Origin of the sequence: Solibacillus sp. FSL K6-1523, assembly GCF_038005225.1 — a bacterium.
Lineage (GTDB): Bacteria > Bacillota > Bacilli > Bacillales_A > Planococcaceae > Solibacillus.
The window spans coordinates 4026643-4047224 of sequence record NZ_JBBOSU010000001.1; the positions used below are offsets into that span (position 1 = coordinate 4026643).

Here is a 20582-nt window from a genome sequence, read left to right on the forward strand (position 1 = left end):
AAGCTTTTTCTAATTGCTATTTATTTTCCGGCTATCGCCGCGTAAATAATTTTGCTCTCCGTTAAGGAGCAAAATTATGTGCTCCTGCGCTGCTACGCATGCTCGTCGCAAACGCTCGCTTTGCTATCGCAAAAAATTCCTGCGGTGCAGTAGCTCCTCGAAATTTGGCTGGTGTTTACTCCCACTCAATCGTCCCGCCTGGTTTTGGTGATAGATCATAGCACACGCGGTTAACATGTTTTACTTCATTAATAATACGGTCTGTAATTTTCATTAAAATCGGCCATTCGATTTGTTCGATTGATGCTGTCATTGCGTCGATTGTATTGACTGCACGAATAATTACTGGATATTCGTACGTACGTTCATTGTTGCGAACACCAACTGATTTGAAGTTTGGTACAACTGTGAAGTACTGCCATACTTTTTGATCTAATCCTGCTAACGCAAACTCTTCGCGTAAAATCGCATCCGATTCACGTACTGCTTCAAGACGATCTGGCTCAATTTCACCTAAAACGCGCACACCTAATCCCGGACCTGGGAATGGTTGACGGTATACCATATCATGCGGTAATCCTAACTCAACGCCGCACGCACGCACTTCATCTTTGAATAATTGGAATAACGGCTCTACTAATTCAAATTTTAAGTCGTCTGGTAATCCACCTACGTTATGATGTGATTTTACTACCTTATGTGTTTTCGTGCCTGATTCTACGATATCTGGATAGATTGTTCCTTGTGCTAAGAAATCAATTCCGTCAAACTTACGGGCTTCTTCATCAAACACATAAACGAATTCATTACCTATGATTTTACGTTTTTCTTCTGGGTCGCTTACACCTTTTAACTTACCTAAGAAGCGCTCACTTGCATCTACGTAAATAAGGTTTTCTTCAAGGTCTTTTTCGAACATCGCAATAACGCCTTCAGATTCGTTTTTGCGCATTAAACCGTGGTTCACGTGCACACAAACTAATTGCTTACCAATTGCTTTAATTAGTAATGCTGCTACAACTGAAGAATCGACGCCGCCTGAAAGCGCTAAAAGTACCTTTTTATCGCCAACTTGCTCACGAATTAATGCAATTTGATCTTCAACGAAGTTTTTCATATTCCAGTTTGCTTCTGCCTTGCATGTATCAAAAACGAATCCTTTTAAAAATGCTTTCGTTTCTTCTTCGTTTGGCCATTTATCTAAATTTTGAGATGCCTGAGTAGATGGATGCTCTACACTAATAACAGGAATGTTTAAATTATAAATTTCATCTAATACGTCGATTGCTTGTCCATCAACGATATTATTGACACCGCCATTTAAAATAATCCCTTTTACTGTTTTTAAATCTTGGATATTTTGCGCAGTAATATCATGCGGATGTATCTCACTATATACGCCTAATTCACGAATCCAACGGGCAATCGTTGTATTTTCACTGCTACCTAAATCTAATACTAAAATATTATCCTGTTTCAAGTTAATACAGCCTCCTCTTAATGCTATTAATTCTACCCTGTTTCTTTTGTTTTACCAAATGTTTTTTGAACTTTGTCGATTTATATCGAAATGGGTACTATTATTTTAGCATGTACGCAATCAATCAACTACTCGTACGATTGATTAAATGTTGCCAACTTTCCTTTACTTTTGTCGTATCGAATTGCCCCGAATTGCCCGCATAAATTATTTGCTCATAAATTGCCGTTAACTCAGTCATTTTCGTTGTTTCTAACTGTTCATCTACACGCTTCGCAAAATGCTGTAATGTCTCATCTTGGCGACGTGTTAAATGAATGCGCTCCAGCTGTTTTAATAACACAAAATATCCGTCTTCAAATGTCGTCGCATCATTTAGTTTTGATTGATGCATTTGAACTGCCAATTTCGGCTGCCAGCTTCCGCGCTTTTTCCATAAAACAATCGCTACAACTAGCAACAGACCTGCTAAAACATAAATAAGCCATTGCCATTTTGAAAAATCAATCGTTTTATTTTTTGCAGCTGCTGCTTGCTCCTTCTTGTCTTGTTCTTCAGGCTCAGGCACCACTTCTTCTTTCTTCTCAGGTTGCTGCGCTAAATCATCTGTCGGTGCTTTAACATCATAATTAATGCTAACTGGATTGTTGAAACCAATTGTCGGTTCAAATGGTACCCAGCCAACTCCGTCAATATACGCTTCTACCCATGAGTGTGCATCATTATTCGTTACTTGATACAAATGCATACCGTTACTTGTTGAAATACGCTCACCACTTGCGAAACCTTTTACCCAACGTGCCTGTATGCCTACAGAACGAAGCAATACGACCATCGAAGTAGAAAAATTATCACAATAACCGAGCATCGTTTCGAATAAAAACTGATCAACATAATCTTCATCCGCGCTCGGTATAGCTACATTCGTTGTTTCGTACTGGAAGTTGCCCTTTTTAAAATGCGATTCTATTGCACGCGCTTTATCATACACACTTTCATAATCTGCTGTAATTTCGTACGCCAAATCCCTTACACGGGTTGGCAAGTTTTTCGGTAGCTGTAAAAATCGGTCATCTACTTGGCTGGACGTCTTCACTTCTTTTAATTCGGTAAAGCTGTAAGAAGGCTCTTGAAATAACAGTTCATACCCCGTTACATACCTTTCAACATCACTTACCATAGCGACTATTTTTTCATTCGCAGCATTAAACTTTAATGTGTCATCTGGGTTATTCAACATGTAATTTGTTGTTCCGTAAGCTTGTACTAAAAATGGATGGCCTCCTAAAGGATAAACCTTCACTTCTTTCTCTTCTTTTTCACCCGGATTGATTGTAAACGGGATACGTTCAGATTGTTGGAAAATGGCTTCAGAACTCATGCTTGCTGTGCTCTCCCAACCTTTCGACGTGTAAACATCCTTCGTTTCAACCCGCCAGTATTGTCGAATTGGCGTTTCCACTTCATATACAATTGTATTATCCCCTACGAACGGACCTCCAAGACTTTCATCATTGTCCCCGTAGCCGACTTGCGAAATAGACTCACCCGTATGTCCGATTCCTGCCCAATCTTTAAAATAAGGAACAGGATCAGCCCACTGTGGCTCAGATTTCGGTAAAACAGCCGCAACGACTCCCGAAACACCAATAAACACGACAATTGGCGCTACATAGATGAAATAATTGGACCATTTTAATTGTGCATTTGTCGTCTGCATTAAACGCTTTACAAACAACAAAGATGTCATTATAAGACCTAAAACAACTATTTTTATAATCGCAGTTGTGCCATCATAATCTGTAAATGTATCGAGCGTCGCGATGAAAAATACGGTAAGCACGAAGAAATAAAAAATCGTAAAACGGACCGTTATCCAATATTGGATTAAATAAATGAGCATCCAAATAAGTACAAAAAATAAACTTGTACGAACAGGATCGCTTACTAAAGCCCACTCCCCATTCATTAAAACCGTGACATTATATTTTAATTCATATTGTAAAAATGCAAGGTCCGATAAATTACTATCATTGTAAACATATACTAGAGCCCACACAATAAAGCCCATTTTCAAAAACCACGATACTAGTAATGGCCAGCCTAAAAAGTTAATGACTAAACAGAGCGCTATAAATAAAGTGAATAAGCTAAAATAGCCGGTATCCGTAAGCTGCATAATCGGTATTAACCATTCTCTTAATATCAAAAAGACGATGAAATAAAATAGAAACTGTTCTGCAAGCTCTATGCCGCTGCGTTTCATGAGACATTCACCTCCGCAACTTCCTGCTCTTCCGATTTTGGCTTCATAAAAATAACTTGGTTGTTATGGTGGAATGGCGCAGAGTCCGTTTCATTTCCAATAACAAAACAAATGATTTTCTTGGCGTAATTTGAACTCGAATTTAAAAGTTCTTTCAAATTTGGCGTCAGCTCACCTGTCACAATGACAATGACCGAACGCATCATCAATTTTTGATCTTCCAGAAGCAGTTTGTCTACACCAAATTGAGCGTCAGACTGAATTGAAACTAAATGCTGCATCATTTTCTCGAATTGACTTTCGGTCTTGATGACAGGTGCAAAATAGCGATCCATGCCTACGCTTAACAGCGAAACATCCCCGCGCTCTTTGACAATCGTACGGATAGAAGATGCAGTGAAATCGACTACTTGTTCAAAATTTCGTTGCACAGACCGATCAATTAAAAAGAATATATTTTGAGACTGTTTATCCTCAAATTCCTTCGTTCGTAGCTCCCCATTTTTCGCAAAGGATTTCCAATGAATCCAAGAAAAGCGGTCTCCAGGTACATATTCTCGAACGCCCGTTACCATCGTTGTATCTTTTATAAGTGAATATAACGAAGCCGTCGTACCTTGATCATACTGCATTTTTAATGGCACTGTTGTTACAGGATATACCTTTGGATAAACAAAAAACATTTGAGGCTTTTCGACCTTTACTTTACGGATCGTCCAGCCAAAAAAGTCCGTACATGTCACGACCATTCCTTGAAAATGATGTTCGCCACGCTTTAATTGTTTTAGCTCATAGGACCATTCAAACTCTCGCTTCCAACCAACTAAAAAAAGCTTACTTGAATGACCATTAGCTGCCTCATAAAAGCGACTGTCCATCGGTAGTTCCCTAACTGTTAAAAAGATGATAGGAAACCAGCTCGCATTGCGGAATTTGACCGTTACGACAATATTATCTCCGCGCTCGACCCGCTCTTTTGAAAGTGTACGTGAAATTTCTGTTATTTTTATTGGCATTATCGCTAATAAAATCGCATAAATGACAAATGGTAATAAGGTGAAAAAGAGATACCAACTAACAAAACCGCCCTGAAACATGGCAAAGCAGTACGTAATGACCAACAACGATACTACGGTAACAAGTCTTCCTCCATGTTTAAAAAATTCATTTAGCCGACTCATTGCTGTACAAACCTTTTCACAGGAACTGGTACATAGCGCAGCACGCTCTCAATCACTCCCTCTTCTGTTACGCCCTCATAGCGTGCTTCTGGTCTTAAAATTAATCGGTGACCAAATACAAATTTCGTTAAATATTGAACATCATCTGGTATAACAAATGCGCGTCCATTCATTAATGCATACGCTTGGGCTGCCTTCATAAGCGCGATAGATGCACGTGGACTAACGCCTAAATATACTTTGTCATTATGTCTCGTTGTTTGAGCAAGCGACACGATATATTCTTTAATATTATCTTCAACATGGACTTGCTTTACTTGTTGCTGTAATTCAATTAACTGCTCTAGAGTAATAACGGCTTCAATTTGATCGATTGGCAATGTACTTTCCGCTCGACGTAACACTTCTATTTCTTCTTCTTTTGAAGGGTAACCCATTTTAATTTTCAATAAAAATCGGTCCAGTTGCGCTTCAGGTAGTGGGTATGTCCCCTCATACTCAATTGGATTTTGCGTTGCCATAACAAAAAATGGCTTCGGCAATTGGATTGTTTCCCCATCTACTGTAACTGAAGCCTCCTCCATACTTTCTAGCAAAGCTGATTGCGTTTTTGGTGAAGTCCGATTAATTTCATCTGCCAGCACAATATTCCCAACAATCGGTCCTGGACGGAATTCGAACTGCAATGTTTTCGGATTATAAACAGATACACCAATAACGTCCGACGGTAATAAATCTGGTGTAAACTGAATTCTCTTAAATGTTGTACCTAAAGATTTGGACAATGCACGTACCATCATTGTTTTTCCAACACCGGGTACATCCTCTAATAGCACATGTCCACCTGCGAGCAAAGAAACGATGCTTAACTCTGCGATTTCTCTTTTTCCTATCATCACTTTTTCAATGTTTTTTATAATTTTTTCAATTTGTTCGTTCATACTTTGTCCCCCCTAGTTAAAAGCTTGTATATAAATTCACTGTTTTAAGCATAGCGAAAAGAAAATTTTAGTACAACTGTAAACGTGTGAATATTCCAAATAAATGTTAACTACCCCTTCGAACAGAGTCAACAAAACACAAAAATCGCCTAACAATAGATTCAAGTTAGGCGATTTCAAATAGAGGTTTGATAAGTTATATTGCGTCGTTGTAATTTATTGATGGCATTGACACTTGTCGTACGTTGAAATAATTGATTGAGCGTTGTTGCTGAATTGGCGTTGTACTGCATCCCTTTTACGATTAATCTCGCCTTATTTTGTACGAGCTTCTTTGCTTTTGGTGTTGGTTTATTTTTCTTTCCTCGGTGTTGCTGTAGTTGCTCTCGGGGGTCTCGAAAAAGATTTTGTCTTCCCCCATCCATTGCCTCTGCAAATAGGATGTCTGATTGTACAGCTCGTGTATCATTGCGATAAATACTACTCGTCGCGCTGCTAACTCTAGACGTCCTCATTTTCATTCCTCCCTTTAGGTATTTATATCGACAAGGTCAGACGTTTTTTTAGAAGTGAGACGGTAACTAACATTCTTATTAACTATTTTTGTTAGATGTAAAAATAAGGCGCCTTTTGTTTATAGGCGCCTTATCTATTGGATTATTTCCAAAATGTATCGAATATAGTGATTGGTAAATGGCGTTTATGCATCGAACGGATATAATGTCCCTCTAATGTTTGACGCGCTTGTTCCGGAATTGTCTTTCCTTCTAAATAGTCATCAATTTGATCATACGTCACACCGAGCGCTACTTCATCTGGTAAGGATGGGCGATCTTCTTCAAGATCTGCTGTTGGTACTTTTAAATACAGATGCTCTGGGCAATTTAAATGCGCTAACAATTGACGACCTTGACGTTTTGTTAATCGGAAAATCGGCATTAAATCAGCGCCGCCATCTCCAAACTTCGTATAAAAGCCGGTAATTGCTTCTGCTGCATGATCTGTCCCGAGTACAACCGCCCCGTTCATCGCGGCAATTGAAAACTGAACTTTCATGCGTTCCCGCGCTTTTTCATTGCCTTTTGCAAAGTCACTTAACTCAATACCAGCCATTGCTAATGCTTCAAAGCTCGCATCAACTGCCTTTTTAATATTGACCGTGTAAATTTTCGTCGGCTGAATAAAATCGAGTGCATCTTGGCAATCTTGTTCATCAAATTGCATTCCATATGGTAATCTTACTGCCCAAAAAGAATAGTTTGTGGTCCCTTCTTCTGCATTCAATTCATCGACGGCAAGCTGCGCAAGTTTTCCAGCTAACGTGGAATCTTGCCCTCCACTAATCCCTAATACGAAGCCTTTTACAAAGGAATGCTTTTTTGCATATTCCTTTAAGAAGTCAATTGATTTACGAATCTCTTCCTCTACATGGATTGTAGGAAGAACATGCAATTCTTCAATAATTTGCTGTTGTAATTCAGTCACAACTACCACTCCTTAACGCTGCTTATATTTCTGCAACCATATTGTGCACTTCTTGAATATTACGCATTTTGTTATCCCAACATTTTTGACTTAAATCCACTGGATATTCTTCAGGATTCAATGCACGTTTATACTCATCCCAAAGTAGCTCTAAATTGCCGTGAGCATATTGACGAATTTCTCGTAATGATGGCACTTCATAAATGATTTCGCCTTGATCGATTACTTTTATATGCAGTTCTTTTGCCTCAAAGTTCGTGACAAACTTCGAAACGAATGTATGCACAGGATGGAACATCTTAATTCTTGTTTCACTCGATGGATTTTCATCCGCCATTGTAATGTAGTCACCTTCAGATTTCCCATTTTTCGTATTAATAATTCGGAAAACCCTTTTTAATCCTGGTGTCGTTACTTTTTCTGCATTAGCTGAAATTTTAATCGTATCTTCTAGTTCGCCACATTCATTTTCAATCGCAACCATTTTGTAAACCGCACCTAATGCTGGCTGATCATAAGCTGTAATTAACTTTGTGCCAATCCCCCACATATCTACACGCGCACCTTGTGCTTTTAAATTTAAAATCGTGTATTCATCTAAATCATTCGACACAATGACTTTGGCATTTGGGAATCCTGCTTCATCGAGCATGCGTCGCGCTTCTTTCGATAAGAAGGCAATGTCACCGCTATCTAAACGAATCCCGATAAAGTTAATTTTATCTCCAAGCTCTTTCGCTACTTTGATCGCTGTTGGTACACCCGATCTTAAAGTATTGTACGTATCTACTAAAAATACGCAATCTTTATGGCGTTTCGCATAGGAATGAAAGGCATCATAGTCGTTTTTATATGCTTGTACCAATGCATGTGCATGCGTACCTGCTACAGGAATATCAAAAATCTTCCCTGCACGAACATTCGATGTCGATTCAAATCCGCCAATGATCGCTGCACGGGCACCCCAAATTGCCGCATCCATTTCTTGTGCACGACGCGTACCGAATTCCATCCCAATTTCATTTTTAATAATTTGCTTAATACGACTTGCTTTCGTGGCAATAAGCGTTTGGTAATTAACAATATTCAGTAGTGCCGTTTCGATTAATTGCGCCTCAACTAATGGTGCTTCAATTCGAACGATTGGTTCATTTGCAAAAACAAGCTCACCTTCAACCATTGAATGCATAGTACCTGTAAAGCGTATATCTTTTAAGTAATTTATAAAATCTTCTTTATAATGAAGTTCATCGCGTAAATAGGCGATATCTGTTTCACTAAATTTGAAGTTCTTCAAATAATCCAACATACGTTCTAAACCGGCGAACACTGCATAGCCGTTGCCGAATGGTAGCTTTCTAAAATACAACTCGAAAACCGCCTTACGATTATGGATGCCATCCGCCCAGTAGCTTTCTGCCATATTAATTTGATATAAATCGGTATGCAACGCTAAACTATCATCTACATACTTTTCACTCATTATTGTTCCCTTCTTCCAAAGCATAATTAGTCATAGTATACACTATTTCATTTTTTTCGAAATATGTAAGGGCTTTATTGTTTATTCATATTCACGTATTCATTTCCCAAGAAATACTATAACTTGATAAGTTCAACCAAATTACAAAGTAGTCCTCTGTTATTTTGCATTCTTACATTTTACCGATTAAGCTTACTAAAAGGACTATTTGCAAAGGAGTTATTTATGTTACAACACGCTATTACTTTCGATAATGTTTCATTTGAAATCAATCAAACGAAGCTATTAAAAAATATTTCAGGTACGTTTTATAAAGGTCAAATTACAACACTCATTGGTCCTTCTGGTGCAGGAAAAACGACGCTACTCAAATTGTGCAACGGTTTAATTTCTGCATCATGCGGACAAATTATGATTGAACATGACAATATTGAGTTAATTGAGCCAACTACATTACGTCGCAAAGTTGGAATAGCTTTGCAGTCTGCACCGCTATTAAAAACTTCCGTCTATGAAAATTTAGCACTTCCTCGTAAGTTACAAGAGCAAAAGCTAAACGAAGAAGAGGCACTGTCTTTTTTACAAGCAGTTGGGCTAGATAAGGAATTTTTAATGCGAGAGGCAATTGATTTATCTGGTGGGCAAAAGCAAAAACTTTCGATTGCTCGAACATTAGTAAATCAATCTGAAGTTCTATTGCTCGATGAAATTACATCTGCATTGGATCCCAAATCTGTGCGTGAAATTGAAGAGTTAGTAGTTCAGTTAAATGTACAATATGGTGTAACAATTATTTGGATTACGCATAATATCGAACAGGCTAAACGACTGGGGCATTATACGTGGCTGTTAAAAGAGGGGCAATTAATAGATGCCGCGCAAACGGAGATACTATTCCAATCAGATAATCCCGTCGTCCAATCATTTATCCAGCGAGGTAATGAAAGATGACTTATACTTCCCTATCTCTCACTTTATTATTTGTGTTGATTCCACTTGCCTTATCGAAAGCTTTAAAGCTAGGGCTAGAACGTGATGTAACAATTGCTACCGTGCGCTCTGTCTTTCAGCTACTCGCTGTCGGATACATACTGAATTTCGTTTTCGAATCAGATAGCGTCATTTATATGCTATTAATGATTTCATTAATGATTGTGGCAGCGACGTTAAACGCCCGGAAGAAAGGAAAAGGTATACCGGGCATTACGTGGAAGCTTGTCGTAACGTTGCTTTCGGTAGAGGTTGTCATTATGAGCGTACTCCTTGGGCTTCAAATCATGCCTGCAACGGCAAACTTCATCATTCCTATCAGTGGCATGATGGTTGGAAACTCGATGGTATTATGTATTTTGTTTTTAAATCGGTTTCAATCTGAAATTGATGCGAACGAACATACAATCGAGCTTATTCTGTCGCTCGGCGGCACACCAAAACAAGCAGTCCATCAACAACTAATAGATTCCATTAAAGCGAGTATGATTCCAACAATCGAAGCGCAAAAAACAATCGGGCTTGTCCAATTACCAGGTATCATGAGCGGACAAATTATCGGTGGTGCAAATCCGATTGAAGCCGTGCAGTTTCAAATTTTAATCATTTTCGCCTTACTCACTTGCGCGACATTATCCTCCGTTATTTTAGGGTTTTTAGTGTATCCCACATTATTTAACGAAAGAATGCAAAAGTTAAAGACTAATACACAATAATATCTACTGAAAAATTGTGTGGTATACTTTTTTTACAATGATACAAGGAGATGTTTTCATGGCATTACGCGATTTTTTCATTTCATTATCTGAAAACGAAACACTTAGCAACACAGCACAACAATACGGTTTTAAACTTGGCGCGCAAAATATTGTAGCAGGTACAACAATCCCTGAGGTGCTAAAAAGCATTGAAGAACTGAACGCAAAAGGTATTTCTTGCACGGTCGATCACTTAACAAATTTTGTATCGGATGAAGCACAAGCAACGCAAGCGAAAAATGATCTGCTTGTAATGATTGATGCCATTCATGCAAAAGAAGTGGATGCCCATATTTCGGTACAACCAGCTCAGCTTGGGCTCGATATTGATATCGATTTTTGCTATGACAACTTACGTGAAATCGTAGCACATGCTGAAACTTACGGTATTTTCGTCAACGTCAATACAGCAGACCATCAGCACTTACAAACTACCCTTGATATGGTTGAGGAGCTTACAAAATCATTTACGAATGTTGGTACGGTTATTCAAGCCTACCTTCACCGCGCAAAAGATGATATAAGTCAGTTTACGAATTCCCGTTTACGCATTGTAAAGGGTGCTTACAAAGAATCGGAGGAAATCGCCTATCAAGATCAGTTAGATATTGATATTAACTTCCTTGAGCTGATTGAATCACATTTAGCAAACGGTCAGTTTACATCGATTGCTACACATGATCAAAATATGATTAACCATGTAAAATACTTTGCCCTCGAAAATAACATCCCAAAGGACAAGTTCGAATTCCAAATGTTCTATGGCTTCCGTAAAGACTTGCAGCTAGAACTCTCACGCGAAGGCTACAAGGTTTGTGTATATGTACCATACGGCAAAGATTGGTACGGCTATTTCATGCGTCAATTAGCAGAGCGGCCACAAAACTTAAACTACGTGACAAAGAAAGTATTCAATAAAAAAACGAATACTGTTCTTGCAGTTGCGGCAGGGGCTTTCTTATTAGGGCGCTTAACAAAACGCAAATAAATCCCCCCAAAAAAGGCTCCATCTGTGTACAGTTCACAGATGGAGCCTTTAGTAAGGAAAAAATCCCTATGCCCTTTATTTATTCCAGCCCTTTTCTTTAAAACGGGCGATTGCTTCGATTCGGTTACCGACACCAAGCTTCTCTAAAATTGTAGAGATATAGTTTCGAACGGTCCCAGCAGCTAAATATAATTCCGCTGCGATTTCTTTCGTCGTTTTCCCCTCTGCTATCAGCTCCAGCACTTGGCTTTCGCGCTCTGTCAGTGGGTTTTCACTATCATCTTCATAAACGAAATCGACAAGCTCAGGCGCGTAAATTCGGCGACCATCTACAATAATACGAATGGAGTTAACAAGTTCTTCAATCGGACTATCCTTTAATAAATAACCACGGACACCTGCTTTTCGTGCACGTTCAAAATAACCAGGTCGCGCAAAAGTCGTCAATATTATAATTTTACAATCACTACCGCGTAGCGCCTCAGCAGCATCTAAACCTGTTTTCACAGGCATTTCAATATCCATTATGCAAACATCTGGTTGTAACTCCTCGACTAACTCAATGGCCTCTTCGCCGTTTTTTGCTAGCCCTACAACTTCGATATCCTCTTCCATACTTAGTAAAGACTTCATCGCACCGAGTAGCATTCCCTGATCCTCGGCTATAACTATACGAATCATTTTTCCATCTCTCCTTTTTGATGCGTAATGGCTAATGGCACTTTAATAATAACGGATGTTCCTTGATCACTTTCAATATCAATCACACCATTTAAAAATTCAATTCGCTCCTGCATGCCTTTTAAACCACTTCCGCCATTTAAGCGTTTCGAACGGTCTAAGCCCACACCATTATCTTGAATCGTCATTTTGAACTCATCTTCACTTTGATAAAAGCTAATGCGACAAATCGTTGCTTCACTATGCTTAATAATGTTCGTCACGGCTTCTTTAAGACACATACTTATGACACTTTCAGCAAGCACTGGCATTTTGATTTCGGATTTATCGCCATTTAAGCGAAATTTAATTTGTGCAGCTTTTAAAATTTGCTCGACTCGGTATAACTCTTCTTCGATACGTACCGCGCGCATATCCGCAACAAGCTCACGAACTTCTTTCAATGCCACACTTGCTGTTTGGCGAATATCCTTTATTTCTAATATCGCCTGTTGTGGGTCTTTTTCCACTAATCGGGCAGCTAAATCACTTTTCAAGCCAATCATGGATAGTTTTTGTCCAAGCGTATCATGTAAATCACGTGCAATTCGTTGACGCTCTTCATGAACGGTTAATTCGGAAATTCGCTCACGTGCCGTCTCAAGCTCTCCTTCTAAATTTTCCCGACGCGTTTTTGAATACAGTGTAAACGGTAGAAGAACTACGCCCAATACATTAATGATAATAAACGGGGTTTGCGTCAAAAATAAATCAAGAAAAATAAAGTAGCCACCTACAATAGATAGCACAGTAAAGCCTATATGTAAGCCATACATAATATAAAATCCAACAGATTGCCTAATATTGCCGATAAAAAATGCCGTAAATAAGGATAAATAAACATATCCAAACAGTAGGGTCATCACAATATTGAGCACCATTTGGAAGCTAATCCACATATATTTTAATCCCGGTTTTGCACGGAACGAAAAATAATGACATAGGAAGTAAAATAAAATAAACCCAATTCCCGTAATAATTTGCCACAGTGGAAATGACTGAATAATAAAGAAAAACGGCATAATACAAAAAATTATCCATATATAAATACTTAACATCGGGCTTTTCGGGATGATACTATACCAAGTTTGCATAACGGCCTCAATTCTCTTTTTTCATTCATTATAACAAAAGAGGCACCTCATGTTGAATCTTGAGGTACCTTCTTATAAATCCAACTTATTTTGCTAACGACGTTTTATTTCTCATACGCTCTGATGATGTCGCTTCTTTAAATGTTACAAAGCGATAGTTTTCAGGATCATATAATTTATAACGTAGCGATTCTAAGCTTGTTTTGATTGTAATTGTCGTCGCCTGCTGTAACGGCTTAATTGATTCATGCGCATCTTCTAATTTGTAATTTGGCACACGTGGTGATAAATGATGCACATGGTGGAAGCCGATATTTCCTGTAATCCATTGTAAGATTTTCGGTAATTTATAATAAGAACTACCCTCTACCGCAGCTTTTACATAATCCCAATCTTTATCATATTCAAAATACGAATCTTCATACGTATGTTGAATATAAAATAACCAAATGCCTAATGAACCTGCGATAAATAATGTTAAGCCATGTACTAATAAGAATGTTGAGAAACCGAATATTAAAATTAAAGACGTACAAATTACTAATAATGCAAGGTTCGTGAAGTACGTATTTAAGCGCTCTTTACGCTTCGCATCTTTACGGTTAATACGGTTTAATACAAGTACCATAAATAGTGGTCCTAGCCCAAACAATACGATTGGATTACGATAGAATCGGTAACCTAAACGACCTAACTTAGATTTTTCTAAGTATTCATCAATTGTTAACATATCGATATCGCCAATGCCGCGCTTGTCTAAGTTTGCACTTGTTGCATGGTGGATCGAATGCTCACGTTTCCATTTTTCATATGGAAATGATGTTAACAGCCCTGTAATATTGCCAATAACTGCATTGGCCGTTTTGTTTTTGAAAAATGAACCGTGCGTACAATCATGGAAAATAATAAATGCTCGTACAACAAACCCTGATGCAATGACACTACATAATGCCGTATACCACGGTGAATATTGTAAAAGTACATAACCTGCTCCCCATATTAAAAAGATTGGTACAATTGTATTTATAATTTGCTGAATACTAATACGCAGCTCTGATTTTGCAAATGGGGCTATATCTTTTCTTAACTGTTTTGTTTTTTCCGCATCTGTTATTGCCAAAATTATCTCCCTCTTTCTCCTTAAGTTGTTACACATATCGTATAAAATTTCAGAAAAAGAGTGTACGAGCAAATATCACAACTTTTTTATGACAGTTGTCATATGACTAGGTACCAATCTGAGATAATTATTTTTCTTTTGACTCATTTGGTCCTTCTAAATCGAGTTGATAAAAAACTAAATCCAGCCAACGTCCAAACTTATAGCCTGCATTACGAATCGTTCCACTATACGTAAAGTGAAGTCTTTCATGTATATAAATGCTCGCTTCGTTTTCACGATCAATACATGCAACCATTGTTTTTACCTCGTTTTTACGGGCATGTTCAATGAGCACATCCATTAACTTCGTAGCAATCCCTTTTTTATAATGGTTTTTATGTACGTAAACGGAATGCTCCACTGTATATTGATAAGCTGGATACGCACGAAATGGACCGTATGCTGCATAGCCTGCTACTTCGCCATTGTCTTCATAAACGAATAACGGCTCGCCATTTTGCAATTTTTGCTCATACCACGCCATACGCTGTGCTAACGTTTGCTCCTCATACATATATATCGCCGTCGAATTTAAAATATTGTCATTAAAGATTTCTAAAATCGTTGGTATATCCGCTGCTGTTGCTAGTCTAATCATCCATTCATCTCCCTTTAAAGTCGAAACCGCCCCGCAACTTTAGCAGGACGGTTCTTATTTACTTTATACAGCAAAACTTACACTTCGCCTTAAACATTGAAATAGCGTGCATCTGGGTGTGCAAATACAATAGCAGATACACTTGCTTCTGGCTCCATCATGAAACCTTCAGTAAGATGTACGCCAATATCTTCAGGCTTTAATAACGCAAATAACTTTTCTTGATCTTCTAAATTTGGACAAGCAGGATAGCCGAAGCTGAAGCGCTGTCCTTGGTATTTCGCAGCAAAACGGTCTCGCATTGTGAAGTCTGTTGCATCTGGGAAGCCCCACTGATCGCGAATTTCCTGGTGAATACGCTCTGCAAATCCTTCTGCCAGCTCAAGTGCCGTCGCCATAAGTGCGTGACTCTCTAAAAACTTTCCTTCCTCTTTTAACGTTCTCGCTAAGTCGCTTACCCCATGACCTGCTGTGACAACCATTAACGCGATGTAATCCATTTCCCCACTATCTACTGACTTTAAGAAATCTGCCAAGCATAAAAACGGCTTAACTTGCTGACGTGGGAATGTAAATCGCTTAATTTCCGTCTTGTGATCTTCTGGACTATAAACGACAACATCATCGCCATCTGATTGTGCAGGGAAAAATTGATACATACCAGAAGGCGTTAGTAGATCACTACTTAAATACTCGTTAACGAGCGTAGTTAATTGCACTGCGCGTTCGTCCTGCTCTTCTAACATTTGTGCTAAATTACCTTTCAGCCCTAAATGATGTCCGATTAATGTACGCATGTTCACATAAGGTTGTAAGTGAGCAACTGAGTAATTACGCTTCACTCGACGCACTAAATCTCCTGGAAGGAAAACATCGGCATCTCCAACTGTACGGACTGGTTTTTCTAGTACTGCAACTGGTCGAGCTGCACGCTTTGCATCGGATTCAATACGCTTTTCACGCGCTTCTTTTAGCTCCGCAACAAGTTCTTCACGTTGCTCTGTATTCATTAAACGGTTCGCTTGATCTAAACCTTGCATCGCATCTTTCGAATAAATGACCGGACCATCGTATTGCTCAGAAATTTTTGTTTCTGTAAAACGACGTGATAAAGCAGCGCCTCCAACTAAAATCGGAATATCAATGCCCGCTTCTTTGAAATCTTGCGCGGTAATAACCATTTGTTGTGCTGATTTTACAAGCAATCCAGAAAGTCCTACAAAGTCTGGCTTTTCTTTACGAATCGCTTCAATCAATTGCGCAGGCGTTACTTTAATTCCTAGATCAATGACACGGAAACCGTTATTACTTAAAATAATATCGACTAAGTTTTTACCGATATCATGTACGTCACCTTTAACGGTTGCGAGTACAAGCGTCCCTTTACTTGCGCTGGAATCACCTTTTTCCATGAACTGCTCCAAATGGGCAACGGCTGCTTTCATAACACCTGCACTTTGTAACACTTCCGCTACAATGAGCTGATTTTCATTAAATAGGCGACCTACTTCAGCCATTCCTTCCATAAGTGGTCCATTAATAATATCTAGCGGTGTATCAAACATCTCACGCGCTAAATTTAAATCTTCTATTAAACCTTCCTTCGTACCTTCTAAAATATAATACGCAAGACGCTCCTCCACAGTTGCAGGCAATACTTTCACAGCAGACTCTTTCTTTTTACCACGATAGAAATCTGTAAATACCGCTAATGTTTCATCATTTGTATTGAAAATTAAATCGTTCGCAAGCTTAATTTCCTCTTCTGGAATCGAAGCAAATCGCTCTAATTTTTCTGTATTCACGATCGCATAATCAAGGCCTGCTTGCGTACAGTGGTATAAATAAACCGCATTTAACACTTCACGACCTACTGGCGGTAAACCGAATGATACGTTACTCACCCCAAGAACAGTTAAGCAATGTGGTAGCTTTTCTTTAATTAAACGAATTCCTTCGATTGTTTCCTCTGCCGCGCCAATATATTGCTCATCCCCTGTACCAACTGGGAACATTAATGGGTCAAAAATAATATCCTCTGGCGCCATGCCCCATTTTTCTTTCAGCAATTTAAATGAACGCTCTGCCACTGCTAGCTTTTGCTCACGCGTAATCGCCATGCCCTTTTCGTCGATTGTTCCGACAACAAGCGCTGCCCCGTACTTTTTCACAAGTGGCATTACCGCATCAAAGCGTTCTTCGCCATCTTCTAAGTTAATCGAGTTAATGATTGCCTTACCCTGTGAATACTTTAAAGCGGCTTCCATAACCTTTTCATCCGTCGAGTCAATTACTAAAGGCACTTTTACCTTTTTAACAACTTCCTGCATGAAGTTTTTCATGTCCTCTACTTCATCACGGTCTGGATTGGCAAGACAAATATCAATAACATGCGCTCCATTTTTTACTTGGGCACGTGCAACTTCTGCCGCTTCTTCAAATTTACCTTCAATAATTAAATTTTTGAATTTACGTGAGCCGATAACATTCGTACGCTCTCCCATAAATAACGGACGCATCGAATCATCATACTGTAACGGTTCAATGCCTGAAACGAAATGCGTATGTGTCTTTTCTTTAGGTTTACGTGGCGCAAAACCTGCCACTGCTTCACGAATCGCCGCGATATGCGCAGGTGTCGTACCACAGCAGCCACCGATAATATTAAGCCAACCTTTTTCTGCAAAGCCTTGAAGCTTTTTCGATAATGATTCAGGTGTTTCATGGTAGCACCCTTCCTCATCTGGTAAGCCTGCATTCGGATAACAACTAATATAGCCATTTGACAACTCTGCTAATGAACGAATATGATCCGTCATAAACTCTGGACCTGTCGCGCAGTTCAAGCCAACAGATAACGGTTGAATATGTTCAATTGAAATGTAGAAAGCTTCAATAGATTGTCCTGCAAGTGTTGTCCCCATTGGTTCGATTGTTCCTGAAATCATCACAGGTAGCTCGATTCCTAATTCATCAAACGCACGACGTACGGCAATTGTACCGGCCTTTACATTGAGCATATCTTGAGACGTTTCAAGTAATAGTAAATCTGAGCCTGCTTCAATTAATGCTTTTGCCTGTACATAGAAGTTCTCTTCAAGCTCTTCAAATGTAATTCCACCTGTTACCGACAACGTTTTTGTTGTCGGTCCCATCGCACCTGCAACAAAACGTGGCCATTCAGGTGTCGAAAATTCACGTGCCGCCTCTAGTGCAATTTCCACCGCGCGCTTATTAATTTCTACCGCTTTATGTCCCAGGTCATATTCATTTAAAACAAGTGGCGTCGCACCAAATGTATTTGTACAAATAATATCTGAACCAGCTTCTAAATACGCACGGTGGATTTTCTCAAGTACATCTGGGCGCGTCAAAATTAGGTTTTCGTTACAGCCGTCTAATTCTTCACCACCGAAATCTTCATACGTCAAATTTTCATTTTGAAGCATTGTACCCATTGCACCATCTATAATTAATATTCGTTTTTGTAGTTGATCCTGAATTGGATGATTAAGCATTTGTTTTGACTCCTTTATATTTCAGATCGAACGCTTTCACATAGTCGATTAACTCTAACGTCATATCGTAGCGTAAGAATGGTGTAATTAAATAAATTCCATTAAAATACTGACAAGCTGTTTCTAAAAGTTCTTTGGCAATTGCTATGCCCTCTTTCGTTGCAGCCTCCTTGTCCTCACCACAAGCTTCCATACGCGCTAACGCTTCTTCTGAAAGCTTAATGCCTGGTACTTCATGATGTAGGAAGTTCGCGCTTCTAAATGAAGTTAAAGGCATGATGCCAATATATATCGGCGTTTCTAAATGCTTTGTCGCCTCATAAATTTCTTTAATCTTTTCTTTTGTATAAACGGGCTGCGAAATAAAATAATCCGCCCCGTGTTCAATTTTTTTCTCTAAACGCGCAACCGCACGTTCTACTACACGCACATTTGGATTGAACGCACCTGCTACGGAGAAATTCGCCTGCTTTCGCAATGTTTTCCCTGTGAAAGAAACACCTTCATTTAATTGTTTCACTAATGAAATTAACTCCATAGATGACACATCATATACACTCGTTGCCCCAGGGAAGTCTCCCACTTTTGTCGGGTCACCTGTCACCACTAAAAGGTCATGCAACTCTAATGCATCTAAGCCCATTAAATGTGATTGCAAGCCGATTAAATTACGGTCACGACAAGTTAGATGGGGCAATGTACGTATACCGTGTTGCTTCAAAATAGCCGCCATCGCAATATTGCTTATACGCGGAGAGGCAAGGGAATTATCCGCCATCATAATGACATCTGCACCTGCGTTGTATAATTTTTTAGCACCTTCCACAAATCCATCAATTTCTAAATGACGTGGTGTATCTAGCTCTACAATGACTGAACGTTCGCGCTGCGCCTTTATATGTAAAGGCTCTTGCTGACGTGGTTCAGGTACACGCACAAACTCTGTCCAACCTTGCTCTTTCTTCACCTTTTTCTCTGTAATCGGCTTAACATGCGCTAAACGACTTTTCACTGCCGCTATATGCTGTGGTGTCGTTCCACAGCAGCCACCAATTAAACGAACACCTTGCTCCACTAATTCAACCGCAGCTCGCGCAAAATAATCTGCCTCTGACTCATAAACAACACGCCCATCTTCCACATCTAATAAAGAAGCATTGGGAGAAGCCGATAAAAACGCATTTTCCGGAAGTGCTATACCTTCAAATGCTTGAATTGTATGGAACGGCCCTAAGCGACAGTTACTGCCGACAATATCCGCGCCTAACGCTTCCAAATCATATAACGCTTCATTCAATGACATGCCATTTTGTAAAACGCCTGGATCTTGCATCGTCACTTGTGCAATAATCGGTAAGTCCGTTAATGTGCGCAATAAATGAACACAATGCGATAATTCCTCAAAATCATAATACGTTTCGAGTAAAAAGCCATCCGGTTGTCCTGCGAGAAGTACTTTCACTTGTTCCTCAAACGCATCTAAAATTTCTGCTAATGTCACATCATTTTTTCGGACGCCGCGAATGCCTCCGATTGTTGCCAACACATACTGCCCCCCTGGCGCTGCCGCACGCTTAGCAATTTGAATAGCCGCTTCATTGAATTCTTGCACGCGATTTTCATAGCCATAACGAGCAAGTTTAATCGCATTCGCACCATATGTATTCGTCTGGATAATATCCGCGCCTGCTGCTACATATTCACCATGTATTTTTTCGATAATTTCTGGTCGTGCAATATTCATTTCCTCATGACAATAGTCTAAACCGTAAGAATATAATAACGTTCCAATTGCACCATCAGCTGTTAATACTTTTGTTTTTAAATCTTCTAGTAAACCCATTGTATCCACTCCCCTATTCACAGTATTTTCAGTCATTTATTGATATAAAAAAGCCTTCTTTCTAATATAAAAAGA

The 20582-nt window shown here is 39.2% G+C and carries 16 protein-coding genes; 3 read left to right on the forward strand and 13 right to left on the reverse strand.

Annotation, left to right across the window (positions count from 1 at the left end; all coding sequences use genetic code 11):
* Window positions 1-175 precede the first annotated feature (175 nt).
* The 7 genes from guaA to MHI10_RS19410 form a co-directional block, all read right to left on the reverse strand.
* The gene (gene guaA / locus MHI10_RS19380; protein ID WP_340789293.1) at window positions 176-1486 is read right to left on the reverse strand and encodes a glutamine-hydrolyzing GMP synthase; all 1311 of its coding nucleotides are present in this window, start codon (window positions 1484-1486) and stop codon (window positions 176-178) included.
* A 118-nt stretch (window positions 1487-1604) separates the two neighbouring features.
* Complete coding sequence (locus tag MHI10_RS19385; protein WP_340788378.1) at window positions 1605-3746, reverse strand: DUF4129 domain-containing transglutaminase family protein; 2142 nt, start codon at window positions 3744-3746, stop codon at window positions 1605-1607.
* The gene (locus MHI10_RS19390; protein ID WP_340788380.1) at window positions 3743-4927 is read right to left on the reverse strand and encodes a DUF58 domain-containing protein; all 1185 of its coding nucleotides are present in this window, start codon (window positions 4925-4927) and stop codon (window positions 3743-3745) included. Before MHI10_RS19390 ends, MHI10_RS19385 begins: the two co-directional genes overlap by 4 nt.
* The gene (locus tag MHI10_RS19395) at window positions 4924-5868 is read right to left on the reverse strand and encodes an AAA family ATPase (RefSeq protein WP_340788382.1); all 945 of its coding nucleotides are present in this window, start codon (window positions 5866-5868) and stop codon (window positions 4924-4926) included. The genes MHI10_RS19390 and MHI10_RS19395 overlap by 4 nt, the downstream gene beginning before the upstream one ends.
* 176 nt (window positions 5869-6044) lie before the next feature.
* Window positions 6045-6383: a hypothetical protein gene (locus MHI10_RS19400; RefSeq protein WP_340788384.1), complete on the reverse strand. Its 339-nt coding sequence runs from the start codon at window positions 6381-6383 to the stop codon at window positions 6045-6047.
* 142 nt (window positions 6384-6525) lie between these two features.
* Complete coding sequence (nadE, locus tag MHI10_RS19405) at window positions 6526-7353, reverse strand: ammonia-dependent NAD(+) synthetase (protein WP_340788386.1); 828 nt, start codon at window positions 7351-7353, stop codon at window positions 6526-6528.
* 22 nt (window positions 7354-7375) lie between these two features.
* Window positions 7376-8836, reverse strand: a complete 1461-nt coding sequence (locus MHI10_RS19410; protein WP_340788389.1) for a nicotinate phosphoribosyltransferase — start codon at window positions 8834-8836, stop codon at window positions 7376-7378.
* Between the two features lie 225 nt (window positions 8837-9061).
* Here MHI10_RS19410 and MHI10_RS19415 point away from each other — a divergent pair, with 225 nt between their 5' ends.
* From MHI10_RS19415 to MHI10_RS19425, 3 genes are read left to right on the forward strand one after another with little or no spacing between them, the layout of a single operon-like run.
* A complete protein-coding gene (locus MHI10_RS19415; RefSeq protein ID WP_340788392.1) occupies window positions 9062-9787 on the forward strand; it encodes an ABC transporter ATP-binding protein in 726 nt (241 codons plus the stop codon).
* Complete coding sequence (locus MHI10_RS19420; protein WP_340788395.1) at window positions 9784-10542, forward strand: ABC transporter permease; 759 nt, start codon at window positions 9784-9786, stop codon at window positions 10540-10542. Before MHI10_RS19415 ends, MHI10_RS19420 begins: the two co-directional genes overlap by 4 nt.
* 58 nt (window positions 10543-10600) lie before the next feature.
* Window positions 10601-11572, forward strand: coding sequence for a proline dehydrogenase family protein (locus MHI10_RS19425; protein WP_340788397.1), 972 nt, complete (start codon window positions 10601-10603; stop codon window positions 11570-11572).
* A 75-nt stretch (window positions 11573-11647) separates the two neighbouring features.
* On the opposite strand, the gene MHI10_RS19430 is transcribed toward MHI10_RS19425, so the two are convergent.
* The 6 genes from MHI10_RS19430 to MHI10_RS19455 all read right to left on the reverse strand — a co-directional run bounded on the left by MHI10_RS19430 (window position 11648) and on the right by MHI10_RS19455 (window position 20507).
* Complete coding sequence (locus MHI10_RS19430) at window positions 11648-12253, reverse strand: response regulator transcription factor (protein WP_340788398.1); 606 nt, start codon at window positions 12251-12253, stop codon at window positions 11648-11650.
* A complete protein-coding gene (locus MHI10_RS19435) occupies window positions 12250-13386 on the reverse strand; it encodes a sensor histidine kinase (protein ID WP_340788400.1) in 1137 nt (378 codons plus the stop codon). The genes MHI10_RS19430 and MHI10_RS19435 overlap by 4 nt, the downstream gene beginning before the upstream one ends.
* Window positions 13387-13471: 85 nt before the next feature.
* On the reverse strand, window positions 13472-14500 hold the full coding sequence (locus MHI10_RS19440; RefSeq protein ID WP_445683234.1) for a fatty acid desaturase: 1029 nt from the start codon (window positions 14498-14500) through the stop codon (window positions 13472-13474).
* Window positions 14501-14633: 133 nt separating this feature from the next.
* Entirely contained in the window at window positions 14634-15146 is a 513-nt protein-coding gene (locus MHI10_RS19445) for a GNAT family N-acetyltransferase (RefSeq protein WP_340788405.1), read from the reverse strand.
* An 89-nt stretch (window positions 15147-15235) separates the two neighbouring features.
* Complete coding sequence (gene metH, locus MHI10_RS19450; RefSeq protein WP_340788407.1) at window positions 15236-18664, reverse strand: methionine synthase; 3429 nt, start codon at window positions 18662-18664, stop codon at window positions 15236-15238.
* Window positions 18657-20507 (reverse strand): bifunctional homocysteine S-methyltransferase/methylenetetrahydrofolate reductase, encoded by a 1851-nt coding sequence (locus MHI10_RS19455; protein ID WP_340788410.1) that lies wholly within the window; start codon window positions 20505-20507, stop codon window positions 18657-18659. The genes metH and MHI10_RS19455 overlap by 8 nt, the downstream gene beginning before the upstream one ends.
* Window positions 20508-20582 lie beyond the last annotated feature (75 nt).

Coding starts and splice junctions, on each gene's coding strand:
- MHI10_RS19385 (WP_340788378.1), bottom strand. CDS start 3,746: ATGAAACGCAGCGGCATAGAGCTTGCAGAACAGTTTCTATTTTATTTC.
- MHI10_RS19390 (WP_340788380.1), bottom strand. CDS start 4,927: ATGAGTCGGCTAAATGAATTTTTTAAACATGGAGGAAGACTTGTTACC.
- MHI10_RS19395 (WP_340788382.1), bottom strand. CDS start 5,868: ATGAACGAACAAATTGAAAAAATTATAAAAAACATTGAAAAAGTGATG.
- MHI10_RS19400 (WP_340788384.1), bottom strand. CDS start 6,383: ATGAGGACGTCTAGAGTTAGCAGCGCGACGAGTAGTATTTATCGCAAT.
- MHI10_RS19410 (WP_340788389.1), bottom strand. CDS start 8,836: ATGAGTGAAAAGTATGTAGATGATAGTTTAGCGTTGCATACCGATTTA.
- MHI10_RS19415 (WP_340788392.1), top strand. CDS start 9,062: ATGTTACAACACGCTATTACTTTCGATAATGTTTCATTTGAAATCAAT.
- MHI10_RS19420 (WP_340788395.1), top strand. CDS start 9,784: ATGACTTATACTTCCCTATCTCTCACTTTATTATTTGTGTTGATTCCA.
- MHI10_RS19425 (WP_340788397.1), top strand. CDS start 10,601: ATGGCATTACGCGATTTTTTCATTTCATTATCTGAAAACGAAACACTT.
- MHI10_RS19430 (WP_340788398.1), bottom strand. CDS start 12,253: ATGATTCGTATAGTTATAGCCGAGGATCAGGGAATGCTACTCGGTGCG.
- MHI10_RS19435 (WP_340788400.1), bottom strand. CDS start 13,386: ATGCAAACTTGGTATAGTATCATCCCGAAAAGCCCGATGTTAAGTATT.
- MHI10_RS19445 (WP_340788405.1), bottom strand. CDS start 15,146: ATGATTAGACTAGCAACAGCAGCGGATATACCAACGATTTTAGAAATC.
- metH (WP_340788407.1), bottom strand. CDS start 18,664: ATGCTTAATCATCCAATTCAGGATCAACTACAAAAACGAATATTAATT.
- MHI10_RS19455 (WP_340788410.1), bottom strand. CDS start 20,507: ATGGGTTTACTAGAAGATTTAAAAACAAAAGTATTAACAGCTGATGGT.